21 protein-coding genes and 3 pseudogenes are annotated in these 20600 nt (G+C 70.8%); 13 read left to right on the top strand and 11 right to left on the bottom strand.

Annotation, left to right across the window (positions count from 1 at the left end):
• Nucleotides 1–199, top strand: a pseudogene (locus IE273_RS17090) (IS110 family transposase); the annotation flags it as partial.
• Nucleotides 200–469: 270 nt separating this feature from the next.
• Here the strand turns inward: IE273_RS17090 and IE273_RS17085 are convergent.
• Nucleotides 470–745, bottom strand: a complete 276-nt coding sequence (locus IE273_RS17085) for a helix-turn-helix domain-containing protein (protein ID WP_189816015.1) — start codon at nt 743–745, stop codon at nt 470–472.
• Nucleotides 746–2473: 1728 nt separating this feature from the next.
• On the opposite strand from IE273_RS17085, the gene IE273_RS17080 reads away from it, so the two are divergent.
• Nucleotides 2474–3265 (top strand): COG4705 family protein, encoded by a 792-nt coding sequence (locus tag IE273_RS17080; protein WP_189816014.1) that lies wholly within the window; start codon nt 2474–2476, stop codon nt 3263–3265.
• Between the two features lie 28 nt (nt 3266–3293).
• On the opposite strand, the pseudogene IE273_RS17075 reads toward IE273_RS17080, so the two are convergent.
• The 5 genes and pseudogenes from IE273_RS17075 to IE273_RS17055 all read right to left on the bottom strand — a co-directional run bounded on the left by IE273_RS17075 (nt 3294) and on the right by IE273_RS17055 (nt 7346).
• Nucleotides 3294–4655 (bottom strand): annotated as a pseudogene (locus tag IE273_RS17075) (sensor histidine kinase).
• A pseudogene (locus IE273_RS17070) lies at nt 4652–5313 on the bottom strand (response regulator transcription factor). The pseudogenes IE273_RS17075 and IE273_RS17070 overlap by 4 nt, the downstream one beginning before the upstream one ends.
• Nucleotides 5267–6079, bottom strand: coding sequence for a phosphatase PAP2 family protein (locus tag IE273_RS17065; RefSeq protein ID WP_189816013.1), 813 nt, complete (start codon nt 6077–6079; stop codon nt 5267–5269). The pseudogene IE273_RS17070 and the gene IE273_RS17065 overlap by 47 nt, the downstream one beginning before the upstream one ends.
• Nucleotides 6076–6681, bottom strand: a complete 606-nt coding sequence (locus IE273_RS17060) for a phosphatase PAP2 family protein (RefSeq protein WP_189816012.1) — start codon at nt 6679–6681, stop codon at nt 6076–6078. The genes IE273_RS17065 and IE273_RS17060 overlap by 4 nt, the downstream gene beginning before the upstream one ends.
• On the bottom strand, nt 6678–7346 hold the full coding sequence (locus IE273_RS17055; RefSeq protein ID WP_189816011.1) for a DedA family protein: 669 nt from the start codon (nt 7344–7346) through the stop codon (nt 6678–6680). Before IE273_RS17055 ends, IE273_RS17060 begins: the two co-directional genes overlap by 4 nt.
• A gap of 135 nt (nt 7347–7481) precedes the next feature.
• Here IE273_RS17055 and IE273_RS17050 point away from each other — a divergent pair, with 135 nt between their 5' ends.
• The 6 genes from IE273_RS17050 to IE273_RS17025 all read left to right on the top strand — a co-directional run bounded on the left by IE273_RS17050 (nt 7482) and on the right by IE273_RS17025 (nt 13288).
• Nucleotides 7482–7853: a BlaI/MecI/CopY family transcriptional regulator gene (locus IE273_RS17050; protein WP_189816010.1), complete on the top strand. Its 372-nt coding sequence runs from the start codon at nt 7482–7484 to the stop codon at nt 7851–7853.
• Complete coding sequence (locus IE273_RS17045; protein ID WP_189816009.1) at nt 7850–8779, top strand: M48 family metalloprotease; 930 nt, start codon at nt 7850–7852, stop codon at nt 8777–8779. The genes IE273_RS17050 and IE273_RS17045 overlap by 4 nt, the downstream gene beginning before the upstream one ends.
• A 764-nt stretch (nt 8780–9543) precedes the next feature.
• Nucleotides 9544–10479 carry an ABC transporter ATP-binding protein gene (locus tag IE273_RS17040; protein ID WP_189816008.1) on the top strand — a complete coding sequence of 312 codons (936 nt, stop codon included), beginning with the start codon at nt 9544–9546 and terminating at the stop codon, nt 10477–10479.
• Nucleotides 10476–11315: an ABC transporter permease gene (locus IE273_RS17035; protein ID WP_189816007.1), complete on the top strand. Its 840-nt coding sequence runs from the start codon at nt 10476–10478 to the stop codon at nt 11313–11315. Before IE273_RS17040 ends, IE273_RS17035 begins: the two co-directional genes overlap by 4 nt.
• 27 nt (nt 11316–11342) lie before the next feature.
• Nucleotides 11343–12623 (top strand): sensor histidine kinase, encoded by a 1281-nt coding sequence (locus IE273_RS17030; RefSeq protein WP_229887260.1) that lies wholly within the window; start codon nt 11343–11345, stop codon nt 12621–12623.
• Nucleotides 12620–13288, top strand: a complete 669-nt coding sequence (locus IE273_RS17025; protein WP_189816006.1) for a response regulator — start codon at nt 12620–12622, stop codon at nt 13286–13288. The genes IE273_RS17030 and IE273_RS17025 overlap by 4 nt, the downstream gene beginning before the upstream one ends.
• Nucleotides 13289–13453: 165 nt before the next feature.
• Here the strand turns inward: IE273_RS17025 and efeB are convergent, their stop codons facing one another.
• Nucleotides 13454–14737: an iron uptake transporter deferrochelatase/peroxidase subunit gene (efeB, locus tag IE273_RS17015; RefSeq protein ID WP_189816005.1), complete on the bottom strand. Its 1284-nt coding sequence runs from the start codon at nt 14735–14737 to the stop codon at nt 13454–13456.
• A 53-nt stretch (nt 14738–14790) separates the two neighbouring features.
• Nucleotides 14791–16821 carry an iron uptake transporter permease EfeU gene (gene efeU, locus IE273_RS17010; RefSeq protein WP_189816004.1) on the bottom strand — a complete coding sequence of 677 codons (2031 nt, stop codon included), beginning with the start codon at nt 16819–16821 and terminating at the stop codon, nt 14791–14793.
• Between the two features lie 393 nt (nt 16822–17214).
• On the opposite strand from efeU, the gene IE273_RS17005 reads away from it, so the two are divergent.
• Nucleotides 17215–17463 (top strand): hypothetical protein, encoded by a 249-nt coding sequence (locus IE273_RS17005; RefSeq protein WP_189816003.1) that lies wholly within the window; start codon nt 17215–17217, stop codon nt 17461–17463.
• 368 nt (nt 17464–17831) lie between these two features.
• Here IE273_RS17005 and rpsN read toward each other — a convergent pair whose 3' ends face one another.
• Nucleotides 17832–18137, bottom strand: coding sequence for a 30S ribosomal protein S14 (gene rpsN / locus IE273_RS17000; RefSeq protein WP_189816002.1), 306 nt, complete (start codon nt 18135–18137; stop codon nt 17832–17834).
• Nucleotides 18137–18373, bottom strand: coding sequence for a 50S ribosomal protein L28 (rpmB, locus tag IE273_RS16995; protein WP_189816001.1), 237 nt, complete (start codon nt 18371–18373; stop codon nt 18137–18139). The genes rpsN and rpmB overlap by 1 nt, the downstream gene beginning before the upstream one ends.
• Nucleotides 18374–18454: 81 nt before the next feature.
• On the opposite strand from rpmB, the gene rpmG reads away from it, so the two are divergent.
• From rpmG to rpsR, 4 genes are read left to right on the top strand one after another with little or no spacing between them, the layout of a single operon-like run.
• Entirely contained in the window at nt 18455–18619 is a 165-nt protein-coding gene (gene rpmG, locus IE273_RS16990) for a 50S ribosomal protein L33 (RefSeq protein ID WP_014150502.1), read from the top strand.
• Between the two features lie 5 nt (nt 18620–18624).
• Nucleotides 18625–18882, top strand: a complete 258-nt coding sequence (locus IE273_RS16985) for a type B 50S ribosomal protein L31 (RefSeq protein ID WP_189816000.1) — start codon at nt 18625–18627, stop codon at nt 18880–18882.
• Nucleotides 18879–20048 carry a CobW family GTP-binding protein gene (locus IE273_RS16980; protein ID WP_189815999.1) on the top strand — a complete coding sequence of 390 codons (1170 nt, stop codon included), beginning with the start codon at nt 18879–18881 and terminating at the stop codon, nt 20046–20048. Before IE273_RS16985 ends, IE273_RS16980 begins: the two co-directional genes overlap by 4 nt.
• Nucleotides 20049–20068: 20 nt before the next feature.
• A complete protein-coding gene (gene rpsR, locus IE273_RS16975) occupies nt 20069–20311 on the top strand; it encodes a 30S ribosomal protein S18 (protein ID WP_189815998.1) in 243 nt (80 codons plus the stop codon).
• 23 nt (nt 20312–20334) lie between these two features.
• Here rpsR and infA read toward each other — a convergent pair whose 3' ends face one another.
• On the bottom strand, nt 20335–20559 hold the full coding sequence (gene infA / locus IE273_RS16970) for a translation initiation factor IF-1 (protein ID WP_014675926.1): 225 nt from the start codon (nt 20557–20559) through the stop codon (nt 20335–20337).
• Between the last annotated feature and the right edge of the window lie 41 nt (nt 20560–20600).

The following is a 20600-nucleotide window of genomic DNA, read 5'->3' as shown; positions in this document are numbered from 1 at the left end:
CCACCACTGCCTGGTCCTGGACAGCGAGGGCGAGACATCGCTGTCGCGGCGGGTGGCCAACGACGAACCCGAATTGCTGAAACTGATCGGCGACGTCCTGGACCTCGCCGACGGCCGGGACGTCACCTGGGCGCTGGACATGGCGGGCGGTGGGCCCGGCCTGCTGATCGCCCTGCTGGTCAACCACGGCCAGGAACTGCACGGAGCGGGCTACGACAGAGTGTGGCGTCCGACGCCGGCACTGACGTACTCGGAGTCCCCGGTGCCGGGGCACCGAGAGCAAGGACGCGGGGGGTGATAAGGCCGGCCAGCGCCACGGCATCTGCGTTCACTCAACTCGTGGAAGTGCTTTGCCTCCGCCAAGGGCGAGCCCGTGGACTGGCCAGTGTGTAAGGGGGGAGCAGCATGAGAACGCGCATGAGACGATAATGCCCTGCCGGAAGTCTGGCGGCGCCTCGGCGTAGCTGGCTCAGGACGTCGGGCGGCATCCGGCGCGGGCGTCGTTATACTCCGGATCTCCGCTTTCGAGGACGCGGAGTAGGGACGCCGTGACGACACGCGTCTTACGGCCGATGCGTAGCACACGGCACGGGAACTGCCCGCTGCGGATTAGCTCGTAACCCTTGGCCCGTGAGAATCCAAGCGCCCTTGAGGCGTCCTCCACGCTACCCGTTCCGTCCCAGGTGGCGCGGATGTGAGCAGGGCTATAGCGAGGGCCCAGAGTCTCATCGATCTTCGTGTGCATGCCGAGTTTCCTCCTTTTGGCGGTGGATAGCCTGTGCCGGGCCTACGGATGTTGCGCGCGCAGGTCATCGTGATGACCGTCAATACTCCGCGCTATTGCCGGTTTGGCTAACCGGCGATTCGGGGCTGTGTTGCCCCGCTTGTCGTAGAGGGCCCCCTCTGATGGCGTGAGGCACCACACCCGAGAAGAGTCGGCAGCGTCCAGCACGTCAGGCCATTACCCAGCACTGTGACGAACGGGCAGCAGTCACCCCAGATGAGATCTCCCACTCCTACACCGGCCCGCGTGCGCGGGGACCACACCGCCTTCATGGTGGCGGGGACGCCGCCGTGGGGACCACCCCCGCGTATGCGAGGACTTGCCACACACAGCCTGGTTGACGTGGGCCGACGTGCACAGAAGGCACCGTACCTGCCATGGTCCGGCTGTCGCAGGCCGTCCGCTCGGAATCGTTGAGATGGCGGCATCGGGGATGAGTGGTGCCGGGCGCTCGTGATCACACCACCGCCGTGCACATGGGGCCAGGAGCCGTTCAGCGCGGTTCGGAAGTCACGCCGCCGAGGCCATCGGTGCGCGGATCCCGCACTGGGGTCCGCGCGCCGAGAACGGCAACCCTCGGCTCATCGAGGCGTCCTGCATACTCAGCCTCCGCTTCGGCACGCGAGAGCCCTGGCCGGTGTCGGCCGCCTCGACGACGCCTGTCAGATCGTCGAGGCCACGCTGCCCGGGATCAAGCGCATCGACTCGGCCACCGTCCGCGCGGAACTGGGCCGTTGTGATGTGCGATCGCACCCGCTCATCCGTTCGTACGAGGGGTGCGGACCCTCCCGGTGCGACCGGGGCACGTGAGTGCGGGAGGGCGGATCGGTTGGCTGGCCGCCGGCACCTGGACTGGCGATCTCGGCCTGTGCGAAACCACGGCTGCACCACCGGAAGCATCAAGATCAGGGTCCTTGACGCTCATCCAGCCGACGTCGAATGGATGAGCAGCAACACCGAGGGCTCAGCGGTCACGGTCGAGAAGCAGGAAGGGGCCGCTTCCCTGGCGGGGAGGCGCTGCATGCCTTGATCGCAGAGGTTCTCGACCAAGGCGTGCGTATGGGATGGCTTCACCCCAGTCTGCGCAGCGCGCGGCATGCGACGAGCCCGGCCACAACAGGCTTAGGGAGCGGCGTGCGCCCTGGTCGATGAGTTGTTTGCCTGGGTGCCCTAACAGGAGATCGTGTTGTCTGCGTGCGACCGAGAGCTGTACGAGGTGTGGCTCAAGCTCGGTCCTGCTTACATCCCTGAACCCTACTCAGTGCCAGGGGATTCGGAGTACTCCATGCACTGATTGACGGCAGACATAGGCATTGCTCGGCTTGCCGTGCACGTCGGATCTTGTCTGCGCAGCCGGCGCCAGCAAGCGGCGTGTGATCTCGCCGGTGACCAACCGCGGCGACTGCATCGCTCTGCCGGAGGCGACGCTGCGGAACACCGACGACCCGTTACGGGATCGATGTCCGGCCGTTGGGTCGGCCAACTGTCGCGTCCTGCTCTTCAGCCGCCAGGCCGATGCCGGGAGACAGCCGCTATCACTGGCCGCACGCTGCTGACCAGTGCGTCCGCCTCTGTGTTCAGGTCGCGTTCAGGTTCGGCTGAGCCTCGGGCAACTCCCGTACTGGAAGCGCCAAAACTCTGGCAAAGGGGTCTGGGGCGAGCGCCGGGCACCGTGTCATGGTGCCTGCCATGTCGACTGATCACCTCACTCACGACCGGCCCGTGGGCCACGTCCGTCACACGGCGAGCAAGGTGCCGGAGGTGACCGTCTACTTCTGGATCATCAAGGTGCTGACCACCGGGATGGGCGAGACGGCGTCCGACTTCCTGGCCCACCTGCTCGGCCCGATCCCCGCTGTCGGCCTCGGCGGCATCGCCCTGGTGGCCGCTCTGGCGGTGCAGTTCGCCGTCCGCCGGTACGTGGCCTGGGTCTACTGGACGGCGATCGTCATGGTCAGCGTGTTCGGCACCATGGCCGCCGACGTCCTGCACGTCGGCCTCGGCGTGCCGTACACGCTGTCGACTCCGTTCTTCATGGCCGCGCTGGCCGCCGTCTTCGCCCTCTGGTACCGCAGCGAGGGCACCCTGTCCATCCACAGCATCCACACCCGACGCCGCGAGACCTTCTACTGGGCCGCCGTGCTGGCCACGTTCGCGCTGGGCACGGCCGCGGGCGACCTCACCGCCACGATCGGCCTCGGCTACCTGGGCTCCGCAGTCCTGTACGCCGCCGCTATCGCTGTCCCGGCCGTCGCTCACCGGTGGGGGAGCCTGAACGCGGTCGCCGCGTTCTGGGCCGCGTACGTCATCACCCGCCCGCTCGGCGCCTCCGTCGCCGACTGGATGGCCGTCGGACACGGCCGGGGCGGACTCGACCTGGGCCTGGGGCCGGTCACGCTGTCCTGGACGGTGGCGATCCTCGGCTTCGTCGGCTACCTGGCCGTCTCCCGCAAGGACGTCCAGCGCGACATCACGCCGTGACGCTCCGGTGGCGTCGAGTGCGGCGTGGTCACCCGGCAGGCAGGCTGACCACGAACCGTGCCCCGGGGGCATGTTCGGGGTCGTATGTCACCTCGCCGCCGGCGGAGCGGGCCAGACGTCGCGCCGGCGGCAGTCCGAGGCCCGCTCCGCTGTGTCCGTCGCCGGGATCCGCGCGCCGGCCGGGCTAGAAGGCTGTCCGGCGAACAGGGGCGGTACGCCGGGGCCGTCGTCGATGACGTCGATGCGTACGCCGTCGGGTGCGTGGTAGGCGCGGACGGCGATGTGGGAGCGGGCGTAGCGGCAGGTGTTGGTCAGGAGCGGGCTGACGACGCGTTGGAGGAGGGCGGGTGGGATTCCGGCCTCCAGAGGCGGGCCGTCAACGGCGATCGTCAAGTGAGATGGCGTGTTGAGGACTTCGGCGAGGCGTCGCAGCGTGGGGAGGACCTCGGCGGTGCCGGGAGCGGTGAGTGTGCCGCCGCGGGCGTCGTCGAGGAGGGTGTCGCAGATGGTGCGCATGGTCTGGGAGGCTTCCGCGATGACCTTGTGGGTGGCGTGGGTCTGGTCGGCGGTGCGGGGATGGGTCTGCCACCGGTCGAGTTCGGCGATGATCCGGCTCAGGGGTGTGCCCAGCTCGTGCGACAGTTCACCCTCCTGCGCCACGAGCGGCAGCTCACCGGGTATGGCGTCCAGCGATGTACCGAGGCGTGCGAGTTCGGCCGGGTGCCGCGTATGGCCGAAGCGTTCCTCGGAGGCGACGGCGCTCCACTGGGTGGCCTGGTCGGTCATCGTGCGGACCGGGCGCAGCGCGCGGCCTACCGCCAGCCGGGTCAGGACGTAGGTGCAGGCGAGCATCATGATGTCCAGCGCGAGCGATCCCAGGGGCAGGGTGTCGGCCGCACTGCGGTAGGGGAGAGGGCGAGCGCGGTGACCACCAGCGCCCCGCTCTTGTCCGCGGACACCGGCTGCGAGCACAGCCGGAGAGGGCTGTCCACGTCGGCGGTGACGCACCGCCGCCCGCCGCGCCCTGCGAGGGCGTCGGCGACGCGGGTGAGGCGGCCGGCGTTCGGCGGCTCTTCCAGCAGGCGTCCGCCGGCGTAGATCCACACGTTCGTGTCGAGGCGGGCGTCGTTGGAGGTCTCCAGGACACGTACGGTCGTGGCGGTGATGTCGATGGTCGCCGCGACGGCGGCGGCGCGGGTGCTCAGTTCGTCGTCCGCCTGGTGCTCGAGGCGGTGCTGGGCCACGGCGTTGAAGGCGACGGTGAGAACCAGCATCAGCAGCGCGGCCGTGGTGAGGGCCACGAGGGAGAGACGGCCGCGCAGCGTGCGGGGGCCAGACGGTGGAGGAAGGCGGTCACAGCAGGCCGCAGCCGGTGGCGGGCGCCCCTCATGACAGCCGGTGGCCGATCCCGCGGGCCGTGCCGATCGTCCGGTCGCTGCCCGCCTCGCGCAGCTTGCGTCGCAGGCGGGTCAGATACGGGTCGAGGGTGTTGTCGTGGACCTGGGCGCCCTCGGGCCAGGCCGCCCGGACCAGCTCGCGACGGCGCACGATGCCGCCGGAAGCCGCCATGAGCGCCGCCAGGAGACGGAACTCGGCCGGTGTCAGGTCGACCCGGGTGCCTCGGACGCTGACCACGCGCCGCACTGCGTCCAGCGCCAGGTCTCCAGTTGTGGCGGCATGCGGTGGCGCGGCCCGTTTGAGGGCTGCCCGCAGGCCGGCCGCGAGTTCGGTGAGGTGGAACGGCTTGGGCAGGTAGTCGTCGCCTCCGGCCGAGAACCCTGACAGCCGGTCGCTCAGCCGGTGGTGGGCGGTCAGGAAGATGACGGGGAGAGGAACCCGTTCGCGCGCATCGCCTGGCACACGTCCCGGCCGTCGGCATCGGGCAGCCCGATGTCGAGCACGGCGGCGGAGATGTCGGCGGTGGCAAGTCACAGGGCGGTGGCGCCGTCCGGTGCGGGCACGGGGTCGAAGTCCTCGTCGCGCAGTCCCCGCATCAGCACGTCACGCAGGGCGTGATCGTCCTCGACGACCAGGATCGTCTGGCGCATGGTCGTCCTTCTGCTCTCGTGCCGCGTCGGTCTGTTCCGGTGTCGCGTGCGTTCGGCCCCCTGCTGCGCTGCCCGTCGGTTCTGCCGTCCCGCGCGCCGAGTCCGTGTCCGTCGTGCCGGGGGCCCACCGGCCGGGAAGCCAGCGGGCCACGGCGCTCAGACACAGGCCGACCCACCCCAGGGCGAACAGCCAGCCGCCGACGACGTCGGTGAACCAGTGCACTCCGAGGTAGACACGGGTCAGCCCGACCAGCGCGCCCCAGCCGCCGATGACCAGGGTGAGCACAGTCCTGCCACGCGGGCCGCGTATGCGGATGGCGATGATCAGCAGTCCCGCGGTGAGGGCCGCCGTGGTGGTGTGACCGGACGGGAACGACCATCCCGAGGCGTGCGTCGCCCAGTCCGTCAGGGGTGGTCTCGGCCGGGTGACGAGTGTCATCACCGCGTACCGCAGCGCCTGGCCCGTCCCGAGGCAGCCCAGACAGAGTGCGACGGCGAGCGCGCGCTGCCGTGGGGTGCGCCCCGCGATGAGCGCGGCCAGCACCGCCAGCGCGTACGGGATGACACCGGTCCCGGTGTCGGTCAGCCCGCGGGCGAGCGCCACCGCCACGTCGGGCCGGTGGCCGACGGACCACGAGAGGAAGTCGGCGTCCGCGAACAGCGGTATGCCGTCGTGGCCCACCACGACCATGGTCAGCACGCCGAACGCCGTCCACGCTCCGAGCCCGCAGCTGCCGGCCAGTTCGGCGATCTCGCCGCGCTTCACGACACCACCAGCAGCGGACGCAGACGGGTGGCCGCGAGCCGCAGAGCTGCGGCCTCCGCACGCCTGCGCAGTGCCGACATGGCGAGCATGGCGGTCACGGCGCCCACCACGACCCCGGCCAGCACGTCGTGGGGGTAGTGCGCGCCCACCCAGACACGCGAGACGGCCATCGCGCAGGCGGCCATCACGGCGACCGCGCCGAGTCGGCGGGAGACGAACAGCAGGGCGACGGCCGCCGCGGCGGCGATGGCCGCATGGTTGCTGGGGAAGGACCAGTCGCCGGGCGCCGGACACGCCTCCAACGTGGTCACCCGCAGGCTCTGGCAGGGCCGGTCCTCGCGCACCAGCAGCTTCAGCACCGCGTCCACACCGAAGGCCACGACCACGACGAACGGCACGGCGAGCGCCGTCACCGACGCGGTGGCGCCCACACGCCGTGCATGCCACCAGCCGACGGCCATGAGCACCGCGAACAGGACGAGCCCGTACGTCGACCAGGCCGACACCGTGTCGTCCAGCCAGACGGGGGAGCGCCGGGCGAGGTTCACCACGGCGGTGTAGACCGAGCCGTCGACCGACGAGCCGTCAAGGGCGCTGATCATCCGCGTGCCTCCTTCGCCTTCGCGTCCCGGCGCGAGCGGTACACCTCGGAGGCGACCGGAATAAGCGACAGGCCCACGATCACCGCGACCATCGGCAGCAGATAGCGGTCCACGTTCGGCACGGAGGACCCCAGCGCGTAGCCCGCCAGGGTGAGACCCAGGCTCCACACCAGCCCGCCGGTCACCTGCCAGACGGTGAACGTCCGCACCGGCACATGCAGGGCACCCGCCATCGGGTTCAGGACCGTGCGCACCACCGGAACGAAGCGGGCCAGGACGATCGCCTTCGCGTACCCGTAGCGTTCCAGCAGTTCCTCCGCGCGTCTCGCCCCCTCGTGCAGGCGGGCCGAGCGACTTCGGGCGAGCAGGGCGCCGCCTGCCCGACGGCCCAGGAGGTATCCGCACTGTGAGCCGGCCAGCGCTCCCACCGCTGCCGCGACCAGGAGCGGGGTGAGTGACAGCTTCAGGCCGCTCCCGGCGGTGCCGGTGCACAGCAGACCGGCCGTGAACAGCAGGGAATCGCCCGGGAGGAAGAAGCCGATCAGCAGCCCGGTCTCGGCGAACAGCACTACGCCCACGCCCAGCACACCGAACGCGGACAGCAGCGACCGCGCGTCGAGCACATTGACGGCGAGCTGCGACGATAGGTGTGCGGCTGTGGTCATCCTCGGGGGCCCCTTCGTCGTTCTTCCGGACTGTCGGATGCGGCGGAACGGCGGCGCGGCGGCATCCGGCGACTGACTACAATTCTGTAGACGGTCTACTGAACTGTAGACGATGGCGGAGTGAGGAACGTTCCCATGACCGACGCGAGGGACGAGAGGCGGCCGGCAGGCGAGCTCGAGGCCGCCGTCATGGCCGCGCTGTGGGCTGCCGAAGCCCCGCTCACACCAGGGCGGGTGCAGGCCGAGCTCGGCTCCGGCCTGGCCCGGACGACGGTGACGACGATACTGACCCGTCTGCACGAGAAGGGTGCCGTCGACCGGGAGCGGCAGGGCCGCGGCTATGCCTACTTCCCCGTCCAGGACGCGCCCGGCCTGACCGCCCGGCGCATGCACACCGAACTCGACCGGGACGCCGACCGGGAGACGGTCCTGGCCCGCTTCGTGGCCCAGCTCAGTCCCGGAGACGAGCAGCACCTGCGCCGGCTCCTGGAGGGCGACGAGCGATGACCGCTCTGCTGCTCGTACCGCTGATCGTGCCCTTCCTCGCGCCGACGCTGACCCGTCGAACCCTCGACCGGCTGGCCCCGGCCACCGCACTGTGGGTCCTCACCGCCTCGACCCTCGCGCTGGCGGGAGCCTGCGTCGCCGCTCTCGGCGCCCTCGTCCTGACCGGACTGCTCGAACTCCCCGCCTTCGCCGTCCTTGGCGAACTCGTCCGCCCCCTGCGGACTCCCTCGGACTACTTCGTCCTCCCCGCCGCCATGGCGGCCACCGGGGTGCTCACTCTCAGTGTCTGGAGGCTCGCACGCTCGGCCTTCTGGCAGATCCGCGCCTTCAAGGCTGCTCGCACGCAGGCCGACCGCCGCCCCGCCGCAGGTGACCTGTGCGTGATCGAATCGCCCGATCCGGACGCGTACGCCCTGCCCGGACGGCCCCACCGCATCGTCGTCACCACCGCCATGCTGCGCAGTCTGGGACCTGCCGAGCGTGAGGCCCTCTTCGCCCATGAGCGCGCCCACAACCGGGCCGGGCACCACTACTTCCTGGCCGCCGCCGAACTCGCCGCCCACTGCCACCCCGCCCTGCGCACCACCCGCGCCACCATCCGGTTCGCCGCCGAGCGGGCTGCCGACGAGGCCGCCGCCGAGGTCACCGGAGACCGGCGCCTGATCGCCACGGCCATCGCCCGCGCCGCCCTCGCCGGAAACGCCTCCCCCGCCACCCGACCGGACTTCGCACCGGCGGCGACGACCGGACCGGTGCCGCAACGCGTCGCAGCGCTCCTCGCACCCTCCCGGACGCGCCCGCGCACCGCCCGCCTTACCACGTTTCTCCTCGTGGCCTGCACGGTCCTGTCCGTCGCCGCCGGAGCGGTCGGCGTCGTCGGCTTCCACCACGAGGTCGAGGTCGCCCAGGGCGAGGAGGCTCCCTGACCGGTTCGGCCCTGGCGGCCCACCGCCGGATGCGCAACCGGCCCGCCGCGTGATCATTCTCGGGCGAGGACCGGCTCCAGCAGCCGGAGCGGGTCGCCGGTTGCGTCGGCGGCGCCCAGCGCGGTGAGGGCGTCAAGCGCCAGAACGGTCACCGCCAGCGGCCACAGGCGCGGGGGTGGGGCGGCCTGGCACGCGGCGATACGGCGGGAGACCGCGCGGTCGGTGGAGCCGAGTCCTTGCGGCGGCTCCCGGCGGCCGGCCGCGAGCGCCGCCCGAGCGAGGGCGCGGGCGGTGGACGCGCGGTCCTCGACCGCCGCTGCTGCCTGGAGTACCTCCTTGCCGGCGGCGCCGCCGTACTGCCTGCCACCCGGGTGGTCCGGGCTCGGCCGGGGTGCCGGGAGCCGCGGCCCTGTCGGCGGTCTTCGGCTACCGGGGCTGCTGACGGCCTGGCTGCCACTGTTCCCCGGCCTGCTGGTGCTGGGGCCACTGATCCGCCGCTTCGTCCCGTGGTGCCGGCCGATACCAACGGAAGCGGAGACTCCACGATGTCCCCCCGGTGCCCCTTGCCGTCCTGCGGTGCCTGGCGAGCGTTGCCTCAGCGCGAGCGCACGGAAGGCAGCGCAGGTGGCCACGTAGTACCGCGGTACTACGCGCCCGCCGCGGTTCAGCCTCCCGGTACCACAGGAACCGGGTGATTCGGCACCTAGCGTTGCCGGTGAGGCGTCCGCAGAGACGGACGCCGGAGCCCGACAGGGAGAACGCGAATGATCGACGCACGGCGGTTGACCAAGAGGTACGGCGAGAAGACGGCCGTCGACGGGCTGGACTTCGTGGTGAAGCCCGGCACGGTGACCGGCTTCCTGGGGCCCAACGGCGCGGGCAAATCCACGACCATGCGCATGATCGTCGGCCTCGACGCCCCGACCAGCGGCTCCGTCACCGTGAACGGCCACCCCTACGCCCGCCACCAGGCGCCGCTGCAGGAGGTCGGCGCCCTCCTGGAGGCCAAGTCGATCCACCCGGGCCGCTCGGCGTACAACCACCTCAAAGCGCTCGCGCTCACCCACGGCATCCCCGGCCGTCGGGTCGACGAGGTCATCGGCCTCGCCGGACTCGACAGCGTGGCGAAGAAGCGGGCCGGCGCCTTCTCCCTCGGGATGGGCCAGCGGCTCGGCATCGCCGCGGCACTGCTGGGCGATCCGCAGACAGTGATGCTCGATGAGCCGGTCAACGGGCTGGACCCGGAAGGGGTGCTCTGGATACGCAACCTCCTGAAAGGGCTCGCCGACGAGGGCCGGACGGTGTTCGTGTCCTCCCATCTGATGAGCGAGATGGCCCTGGTTGCGGACCACCTGATCATCGTGGGGCGCGGGCGGCTGCTGGCCGACACGACCGTGGCGGACCTGATCCGGGAGGCCGGCGGGGACACGGTGAAGGTCGTCACCCAGGACCCGGCCCGGCTGCGGGACGTGCTCGCCGGGCCGGGCGTCGATGTCACCGGCCGGATCGGTTCCGAGGAACTGCAGGTGACCGGGCTGACCGCCCGTGAGATCGGGCTGAAGGCCGCTGAGCACGGGATCGCGCTGTTCGAGCTGAGCGCGCGAAGCGTGTCGCTGGAGGAGGCGTTCATGGACCTGACCAGAGACTCCGTGGAGTACCACGGCACCACGACCGGCATCGACCTGGAGAGGCCCGCATGAGCATCCTCACCGCGACCTCAGAGGAACGCAGGATCACTCCCGCCCGCCCCGCCTACCGGGTGACCGGACGGCGCGTGCTCGCTTCCGAGTGGGCCAAGCTGTGGTCCCTGCGTTCGACCTGGATCACACTGGGCCTCGGCCTGCTGTTCCTGGTGGCCTTCGGCCTGATCTCCGCGAGTCGCTACAAGTCGGGGATCAGCTCCGGCCACATGGACCGGGATTTCGCCGATTCGACGGCCGTCAGCCTGTCCCTCTTCGGTACGAACTTCGCCCAGCTGGCTTTGGGCGTGCTCGGCGTGCTGGTCACGGCGGGCGAGTACTCGACCGGCATGATCCGTTCCACCCTCGCGGCGGTTCCCCGCCGGCTGCCCGTGCTGTGGTCCAAGGCGACCGTGTTCGGTCTGGTCGCACTGGTCGTGGGGACGGTGGGTGGGTTCGTCGCCTTCCTGTTCGGCAGTGGAATCGTCTCGGGCACGCCCGCGGCGATGAGCCTTTCACACGCTGGTGTACTGCGGAGTCTGCTGGGCGCCGGGCTCTACCTCGGCCTGGTCGGAGTGATCGGCGTCGCCCTGGGCGCGCTGCTGCGGTCGGTGGCCGGCGGGATCTCGGTGCTGGTCGCCGCCCTGATGCTGATCCCGGGGCTGATCTCCCTGCTGCCGAGTTCCTGGCAGGACGACATCAGCCCCTACCTGCCGTCCAACGCGGGTGAGTCGATGTTCGCGCTGACCCACGACTCGACGTCACTGTCGCCGGGCGCCGGGCTGCTGGTCTTCCTGTGCTGGGCGGCGCTTGCGCTGGGCGGTGCGGCGTACCGGCTCGCGCGCACCGACGCCTGACGCCCGCACCATGGACAGGTGACGTCCGTGACCACCGATGACATCAGCGGGATGGGACCGCTGGTCGCCCGGCTGTCCCGGGGCGGCCAGCGGTTGCGGCAGGCCGACCGGACACATCCCTGGGTGCTGGACACCGTGGTCGTGGTCCTCGTCTTCCTGATGTTCTGCCTGCCCGACCTGCTGCGCGGCGGTGTGGACGACGGCGACGGACCGCGCCGCTTCCGGCTCGCCTTCACCGAGCTGCCCGTCGCGGGGATGCTGGCACTGCAGGCAGGACTGGTACTGCCCCTGCTGTGGCGGCGACGCAAGCCCATGGTGGCCTTCGGTGTCATCGCCGCGGTGTTCGTCCTCCAATGGTGCCTGGGCGCGGCGCTGCGCGCTGACGTCGCGCTCTTCGTCGCCCTGTACAGCCTGGCCCTGCACGGGCGGCTACGGCGGCTGCCGTGGGCCGGCGCGGTCATGGCGGGCGCCATGCTGCTGGTCGCGGTCCGCGCGTCCTCGGCCGTGTCCGTCTGGGACGCGCTGTTCTTCCTGCTGAGCACGGCGACGGCGGCCCTCGCGCTCGGCCTCATGGTACGAATCCGCCGGGCCCAGCTCGCCGGACTACGGGAGCGGGCCGCCCGGCTGGAGATCGAGCGCGACCAGCGCAGCAGGCTGGCCACGGCCACCGAACGCACCCGGGTCGCGCGCGAGATGCACGACATCGTCGGCCACAACCTGTCCGTCATCATCACGCTCGCCGACGCCGGCGCCTACGCCACCGACATCGCCCCCGAACGGGGCAAGGAGGCCCTGCGGCTCATCGGCGACACCGGCCGGCAGGCCCTCGGCGAGCTGCGGCGCGTGCTCGGCGTACTGCGCGAGGCCGGGGACGGTCCGGCCGGCGGGCCCGAGCTCAGCCCGCAGCCCGGCATCGCGGACATCGGCGCACTGTGCGCCACCGTGCGCGCCGCCGGACTGGAGGTCGTCTACCGGACCTCCGGCGACGTCGAGGCCCTGGACGGCGGGGTCCAGCTGACGGTGTACCGCATCGTCCAGGAAGCCCTCACCAACACCATGAAGCACGCCGCCGACGCCGCCCGGGTGCACCTGGCGGTCGTCGTGACGGGCGCCCGGCTGAGCATCCGGGTCCAGGACACCGGCCCGGCCGCACGGCCGGGCCCGCCGAACGAGGAAGGACACGGCCTGGTGGGCATGCGGGAGAGAGCGGCTCTGTACGGCGGAACCGTCAGTGCGGGACCGACGGACGGCGGAGGATGGAGCGTCGACGCCGTCCTCGACCTCACGCCCCGGGGCGGTGACCGGTGACCACCGTCCTCATCGTGGACGACCAGCCGCTGCAGCGCTACGGCTTCCACCTGCTCCTGGACTCCGTCCCCGAGACCGACGTCGTCGGGGAGGCCGCCCACGGCGCGGAAGCCGTCCGCAAGGCCGCCGAACTGCGCCCGGACGTCGTCCTGATGGACGTCCGCATGCCCGGCATGGACGGGATCGAGGCCACCCGCCGCATCGTCGCCGCCGGCGGCCGCTCACACGTCCTCGTGCTCACGACGTTCGACCTCGACGAGTACGTCCACGCCGCGATCCGGGCCGGGGCCAGCGGGTTCCTCCTCAAGGACGCGCGCCCCGAGGAGCTCCTCGCGGGGATCCGCGCCGTCGCCTCCGGCGACGCCGTGATCGCGCCCGCCCTCACTCGCCGCCTCCTGGACGAGTTCGCTCAGTACGTCCCCGCCCACCGGGGTGACGCCGCGGAGGACCCGAGGCTCGTCTCCCTCACCGACCGCGAGCGGGAGATCCTCGTCGCCGTCGGCAAGGGCTGGACCAATGGAGAGATCGCCGCCCGGTTCGTGCTCTCCGAGTCGACCGTCAAGACCCACGTCGGCCGCGTCCTGGCCAAGATCGGAGCCCGCGACCGGATCCAGGCCGTGATCTTCGCCTACGACCACGGCCTCGCCCGGCCCAACGCGGACTGAACCCGATGAGCGGCGGCCGGGAAGACCGGCGGCCTGCGCGAGGCGGCGGCGCAGCCCGGCCATGGTGACGTCGAGGGTCTTGGTGGAGCCGAACCAGTTCTCGTCCCAGACCTCGGCCATCAGGGTTTCCCGGGCACGGCACGGGTCGGGCTTGAGGAATCTGTGTCAGCTCGTGAGCATCCCGCGGCCGAACCAGTCCTTGGTGTCACGGATCCCGGGCAGGGCGAAGAAGTAGCCGCCGCCGGTGGGCGAGATGTAGTCGACGAGGGGTTCGTCGATCAGCCGGGTCTGGGTGGCCTCGAACTGGCGCTTGACGTCCTGCTGGTAGCAGCAGAAGACCAGGCCCATGTCGAGGTTGCCGACATCGTCGATTCCGCGGTCGTAGTTGTAGCCGCGGCGCAGGATACGGGAGTCGTCCGTGGCGGCGGTGCGTGGGTTGGCGAGGCGGATGTGGGCGTCGAGGGGGATCGCGTTGCCGTGCGGATCCTTGGCGTAGTTGGGGACATCGGTCTCCTTGACGCCGTCGAGCGGGGCGCCGGTGTCCTTGCGGCGGCCGAACATCTTCTCCTGCTCGGTGAGGGAGACCCGGTCCCAGAACTCGACGAGCATGCGGATGATCCGTACGACCTGGTAGCTGCCGCCCCTGGCCCATGCGGGCTCGCCGGCGCCGCCCCCGACCCATATGAGGCGGTTGCTTTCCCGGGACGAGGCGACGTCGGGGTTGGCGATGCCGTCCTTGAAGCCGAGCAGGTTGCGCTGGGCGCCGGTGGGTCGGGGCGTGTTCTGGAAGCCGTCGATGCGCCACTTGATCTGCATGGCCCCACGGGTGTGCCGGGCTATGTCCCGCAACGCGTGCAGGACGGTGTCCTGACGGTTGGCGCAGATCTGCAGGGACAGGTCACCGTGGCACTCGGCGGGCTTGAGGTTGTCGTTGGGGAAGGTCCGCATGGGGGTGAGGCGGCGGGGTTTCGCTCCGGCGAGGCCGTAGCGGTCGTCGAAGAGGGACGCGCCGACGCCGACGGTGATGGTGAGGCCGTCGGCGGGGACGGTCGGGCCGAGGATCCCGTTGTCGGAGGGCGGGGCGCCGACGCCGAGGTCGGCGGGAACGCCGCCGGAGGTCAGGAAGCGGGCCCGGCTGGTGAGCGTCTTCAGCAACTCCACCAATTGCGCTCGGTCTTCGGCGATGACGGTGAAGGAGACAAAGGTGGCGGCGGCCGGCGCGGGGGTGATGATGCCGGCCTGGTGGAGGCCGTGGAAGGGCACTGCGGTGGCGTTCGCCGTCTGCGCTGCCGCCTGTGCGGTGCCACCGCCGCTCTCGGCGAGCGCGAGGCCGCCGCCGCCCAGAACCGCGCCGACGGCTCCGGCGCCGAGGGCCGTCTTCACGAAGGAGCGGCGGTCGGCGCCGGCCGGGCAGCCACCCTGCGGGGCGGGGGTTTCGGCGGACGGCATGACTGCGTTCCCTTCGCTGCGGGCGGGGTCGATGCGGTGGTGTGCGGTGGTCATCAGGCGGACTTCCGGATCTCCAGCAGGGCCGGCACGGGGGACAGGTCCTCCAGCAGCTGGCCGGTGGCCCCGTCGACGCGGGCGCGGTCGGTGGGGTCGAGCTGTTTGACGGGGGTCCAGTGGCTGCCGTGGTGGGCGGAGTCGAGGAGTTGCTGCAGCCGTGCGACGTCCGCGTCGACGGTCGGCAGCAGGTGCGGAGAGCGGCTGGTGAGCAGCGGCCTGAGGACGGTGAGCAGCTCGCGGGTGCCGGCGAGGTTGGCGTCGGCGGTGGCGAGGTTGGTGCCGCTGCCCTCGTCCGTGTCGCTTGTCAGCTCGAACTGCAGTGTGTTCTCTAGGACCTCGTGGGCACGCAGCGGCAGGTCGGACGGGTCGAAGTCCTGGTGCGGGAAGGCTGTCCGCAGGCCGGCGGCGTCGGCGGCCAGTCGCTGGGCCGGCGCGGTGAGCGAGGCGGCGGGCTCGCCGTGCCACAGGCCGTACTCGATGCGGTGGAAGCCGGTGAAATCCTTGTCGTGCACGCCGTCCGGCAGTCCGTCGGCCCTTCCGTCGATCTTCCGGTCGAAGTCCTCGAAGGTGCCGTAGGCGGCGCCGAGGGAGGCATAGGTGCGGTGCGCGGTGAGCCAGTCGGTACGGGCCTTGCCCAGATGGTTGTGCCTGATGTCGTCGGCCAGGGTGCGGGTCTGGGGCACGAGCGCGGCCAAGCCCTCCTCGACGTACCTCCGGTACTGCGCGAGCGGGCCGGAGAGGTCGTGTTCCGAGACCGGGACGACCGCCTTCGCAGCCCCGCCACCGGTGACGCGGACGGCCTGGGAGGTGACCGGGGTGCCGCCGCTGGGTACGCACCGCCAGGCGTAGGTGCCGCCGGCGACGGTGGCGACCAAGGAGCGGGTGGTGCCGGGGGCCAGGCCCTCGATCTCGCCGTAGACGGCGTTCGTGGCCGGGTCGACGAGGTACACCTCGGCAGTCTTGTCGCCGGTGTTGTGCATCTGGAAGGTCTGCCGGCCGGGCCTCGGCGCGGTGAAACCCTCGCCGCAGTCCTTCTCCGAGACGGCGACGGTCTGGGCGGCGCCGGGCTTCGGGCGGCCGAGGGCGACGGCGAGACCCGCGAGGAGCGCGGGGACGGTGACGACGACGACCGGAACCACCCAGGCAGGGCGGCGCCGCGCGGGCCTCGGAGTGTCCGGGGCTGGCGCCGCCTTGCCGGAGCCCGGCTTCGGTGCCGTGGCGCGCAGGCCGCGCACGAACAGCGTCATGACCACGGCGAGATAGCCCGCGTAACCCAAGACCTGCAACCAGGTCATGGCCGGCGTCAGGTTGAACACGCCCTGCACCAGCGTGCTGTACCAGGAGCTGGCGTCGATACTGCCGCTCAGGTCGATGGCATAGGCCGCCTTGCCGGGCAGCACTCCACCCTCTTGCAGGTCGCGCAGCCCGTAACCGAGAACGCCGGCCGCGATCACGATCAGGACCACGCCGGTGGCGGTGAAGAACTTCGTCAGGTTGATCTTCAGGACCCGCCGGTACAGGCCCCAGCACAGGGCGGCCGAAAGGATCAGCCCGATCGCGGCGCCGGCCAGCGGGCCGGAAGACTCACCGGCCGCCTGGGCCGTGGTCCACAGGAACAGCGCGGTCTCCAGACCCTCCCGGCCCACGGCGAGGAAGGAGGTGAGAATCAGCACACCCGAACCCATGGCCAGGGCTCCGGTGACCTTCTCCTTTATCTCACCGGACAGGCTGCGGGCCGAGCGGCGCATCCAGAACACCATGGCGGTGACGAACGCGACCGCGATCACGCTGAGGGTGCCGCCAAAGGCTTCCTGCGCGGTCGCCGACAGGGAGGCCGCGGTGAAAGTGAGGACCGCGCCGAAACTCATGGCGAGCGCGATCGCCGCGAGTACGCCCGTCCACACCTGCGGCAGCCGGGAGCGGGCATCCGCCCGCACAAGGGTCGCGATGAGGATGGAGACGATGAGTCCCCCTTCGAGCCCCTCCCGCAGCCCGATCAGGAAACTCGGAAACGCGTCATCCCACATGCGACCCTCCCCGGGCGGCCTCCGTACGAGCAGCCTCCGTTAGCGTAGGCAACCCTAACTAAGGCTGGACCATCATGACTACAGACCTGTAGACAAATGGTCATGGGGCGGTAATGCGGGGGCAAAACCCGGCCGCGCGGCGCAGCAGGATCGGACGAAGCCATCCGGCAGTGATCGAGTCATGCCGTTGTGCCGTGATGAGTGGGACGGTTGCGCAATGCCGTCCCGGGTGGGGGTCTGACTCATGAGATCTATGACCGAAGTGTCCAGTCATAGGCGTGTCGACCGTCGTTGCGGGAGGGCGGCTGCTGGTACCGAGCTGCAACGCGTGTCCCCATAGGGGCCCTGCCGAGGATCAGGCGCCATCACGGTTCAGACCGCCCGAGCGGGCCGGTGCCATCAACCCAGCACGTGGTCGTCCTGGGCGTGGACACGCACGGCGAGGTGCATGTCGCCGCCGTGATTTCCCCGCTCGGGAAGATCCTGGAAACGGAGTCCTTTCCCGTGATGGCGGCCGGCTACCGGCAGTTGCTCGTGTGGGCCCGCAAGCGGGGTGCGGTGCGCCGGGCCGGTACGGAGGGCACCGGCACCTTCGGCGCGGGCCTGTCCCGCTACCCGGTCCGGTTCACTTCGAAGACCTGAATCTGCTGAGCCGGCCGACCCGCTCGACGCTCAGGCCGCCGCGCGAGCCGTACCCAGGCGATCAACCAGCTCAAAGCCGTCCTGGTCATCGCCGGAAGTTCAACGGCGTGGAGGACTCCGCGCTGTAGACCGGCTTCGCCGTGGACGACACCGCCCTGACGACCAGCTGATCTTCCGGTCGGCCCGGGGTCCCGCACGCGGAAGCCGTCCGCGTGCGGGGCAGGCCGTACCCACCGGCTCGTTGTAGATCGCCACGAGCCGGTGCCGCCGCCCGCCCCCGTTCAGAGTGGCGGAAGGCGCGTTCGAAACCGGGCACAGATTCGGGCTGTGTTGCCGACGCGCCCGTTGTGAGCCCCTGGCGTGCCGTGTCACCAACTGCTGCTGGTCACGCCAGGGAGCTCGCCCGCGTGGGCCATCTCGCGTACTCGGATGCGGGACAGGCCGAATGCGCGCAGGTAGCCGCGCGGGCGGCCGTCCACGGAGTCGCGATTGCGCAGGCGGGTGATGCTGGCGTCGCGGGGATGCCGGCGTAGTTCCCGCTGGGCGGCGGCGCGGTCCTCGTCGGAGCTTCCGGGGAGCGCGATGATCGCCTTCAATGCGGCGCGGCGCGCGGCGTATCGGGCCACGATGAGGCGCCGCTGGCCGTCCTTCGCGATCTTGCTCTTCTTCGCCATCAGACCTTCCCTCCACGGGCGCGGATGCGGGCCACCGCGGCCTCGATGCCGATGGTGTCGACCGTCTTGATGCCCTTGGCGGAAAGCGCGAGCCGGACGTGCCGGCCTTCACTCGGCAGCCAGTAGCGCTTGCTCTGGATGTTGGGGTCGAAACGGCGCTTGCTCCGCCGGTGCGAGCGGGAGATGTGATGGCCGAAGCCGGGCTGTCGGCCGGTGAGTTGGCAGTGGGCGGACATGGCTGTTCCCTCCTTGGGGTGGATGAGCAGCACACTAGCGCCAGATGAAAATGAAAACCAATCTCTTGTATGGTGCTGGCCATGGCCCGTAACGAACTGCGCCCGATCATCAAGCTGAGGTCCACCGCCGGCACTGGCTACACCTACGTGACCCGCAAGAACCGTCGTAACAACCCCGACCGGCTCACCCTGCGCAAGTACGACCCGGTCGCCGGCCGCCACGTCGACTTCCGTGAGGAGCGCTGAGAGCCGTGAAGCCCGGAATCCACCCCGCCTACCGCCCGGTCGTCTTCCGCGACCGGTCCGCCGACTACGCCTTCCTCACCCGGTCCACGGCCACGAGCGACAAGACCATCGAATGGGAGGACGGCAACACCTACCCGGTCATCGACGTCGAGATCTCCTCGGCGAGCCACCCCTTCTACACCGGCACCCAGCGGGTCCTGGACACCGCGGGGCGGGTCGAGCGCTTCGAGCGGCGCTACGGACGCGGACGGAGCGAGCGGTGAACGCGGACGAGGCGCGGCTGCCGGTCGCGATCGTCGCCGGGTTGCACGCCGACGCCCGCCGGGCCGCCGTAGAGCAGATCCTGCGTACGGTCCCCGGCTCGGTCGCGCTGCACCGCGACCTGACATCCGCCGTCGACAGGGTGGTGCACCGGACGGTACGCGACGCCGACGGCCTGCTGGGCAGCGGCGATGCACCCCTGGTGAACGACTGCGCGTGCTGCGCACTTCGCGAGGATCTCGTCCCCGAACTGTTGAGGCTCGCAACGGAGGGGACGTACCGGCTGGTCGTCGTGGAACTGTGGGACTCGGTCGAGCCCCAGGCCATGGCCGGAGTCGTTGCCTCCGCGGGCGCACCGCTGGCCCTGACCGGGGTCGCCACCGCGGTCGATCTGGCACTCGTGCTGCCGTACCTGTCCAACGGCGACGACCTGGCCGACGTCGGCCTCGCCGCCGCGCCGACCGACCAGCGCACGGTCGCCGACACCTTCGCCCGGCAACTGGAGTACCCCACGGTGATCGCCCTCGGCGACGGCGATTCTTGCGACGAGGTCGCCGACGACACCGACCGCGCGCTGCTCGCCCAGCTCACACCAGGCGCACGAAGCGTACGGGTGGAGAGCGGCGGTGCCCTGGGGGCGGCGCTGTCGGCGGGCTTCGACGTGGCAGCGGCCGCAGCCCGTGTGCATCCTGCGTGCGCGCTGCTGCCGCAGTCGTGCGACGAGCACGGCGTGAGCACCTTCGTCTGGCGGCGCGAACGGCCCTTCCACCCGCAGCGCCTGTACGCGGCGCTTGAGGACCTCGCGTGCGCCGCTGCGCGCAGCCGGGGGCGGTTCTGGCTCGCGGACCGCCCCGACACACTGCTGTCCTGGGACGCCGCCGGCGGCGCGCTGTGCGTGGAGTCGGCCGGGCCCTGGCTGGCAGCTCTGCCCGACGCCGCCTGGGAGATGGTGCCCGCCGAGCGTCGCCTCGCCGCCTCCGTGGACTGGCACCCGGAACACGGCGACCGCTGCCAGTACCTCACCTTCACCTCGCCCGGCCTGGACCGCGACGGCCTGTCGGCCCTGCTCGACTCATGCCTGCTCACCGACGACGAGTACGCGGCGGGCAGGGACCGCTGGAAGCAACTCCCGCACGTCTTAGACGACTTGCTCGACCCCGTGACCTGAAAGAGGGGACCGGCCTCACCATGACCCGACGCACAAGCATCCGGCGTCAGACTGCCAAGGTCCAGCGCACCAACCCGCTGGACGCCGGAGGAATCACCTACATCGACTACAAGGACACCGACTTGCTGCGGAAGTTCATCTCCGACCGCGGAAAGATCCGCAGCCGTCGGGTGACCCACGTGACGCGTCAGCAGCAGCGGCAGATAGCACAGGCCATCAAGAACGCACGCGAGATGGCGCTCCTGCCCTACGGCTCCCGATAGGGCGATGGGCGCCGCACCTTCCGTTACGCCCTGTACCGGTAGCGGATCCGGCCGCGGGTGAGGTCGTAGGGGCTGAGTTCCACGAGCACTCGGTCGTACGGGAGGATCTTGATGCGGTTCTTCCGGATCTTCCCGCTGATGTGGGCGAGCACTGTGTGCCCGTTCTGGAGTTCCACCTTGAAGGTGGCGTTGCGCAGGCACTCGATGACGGTGCCTTCGGCTTCTACGCCCCCTGCTGCCTTTGTCATGGTCTCTCACTTCTCCCGTTCTGTGACGGCGAATTCAGTGG

It is taken from the genome of Streptomyces olivaceoviridis (genome assembly GCF_014650115.1).
Classification (GTDB): Bacteria; Actinomycetota; Actinomycetes; order Streptomycetales; family Streptomycetaceae; genus Streptomyces; species Streptomyces olivaceoviridis.
The sequence above is the reverse complement of the archived record's forward strand: the minus strand, read 5'-3'. Positions and strand labels throughout refer to the sequence as shown.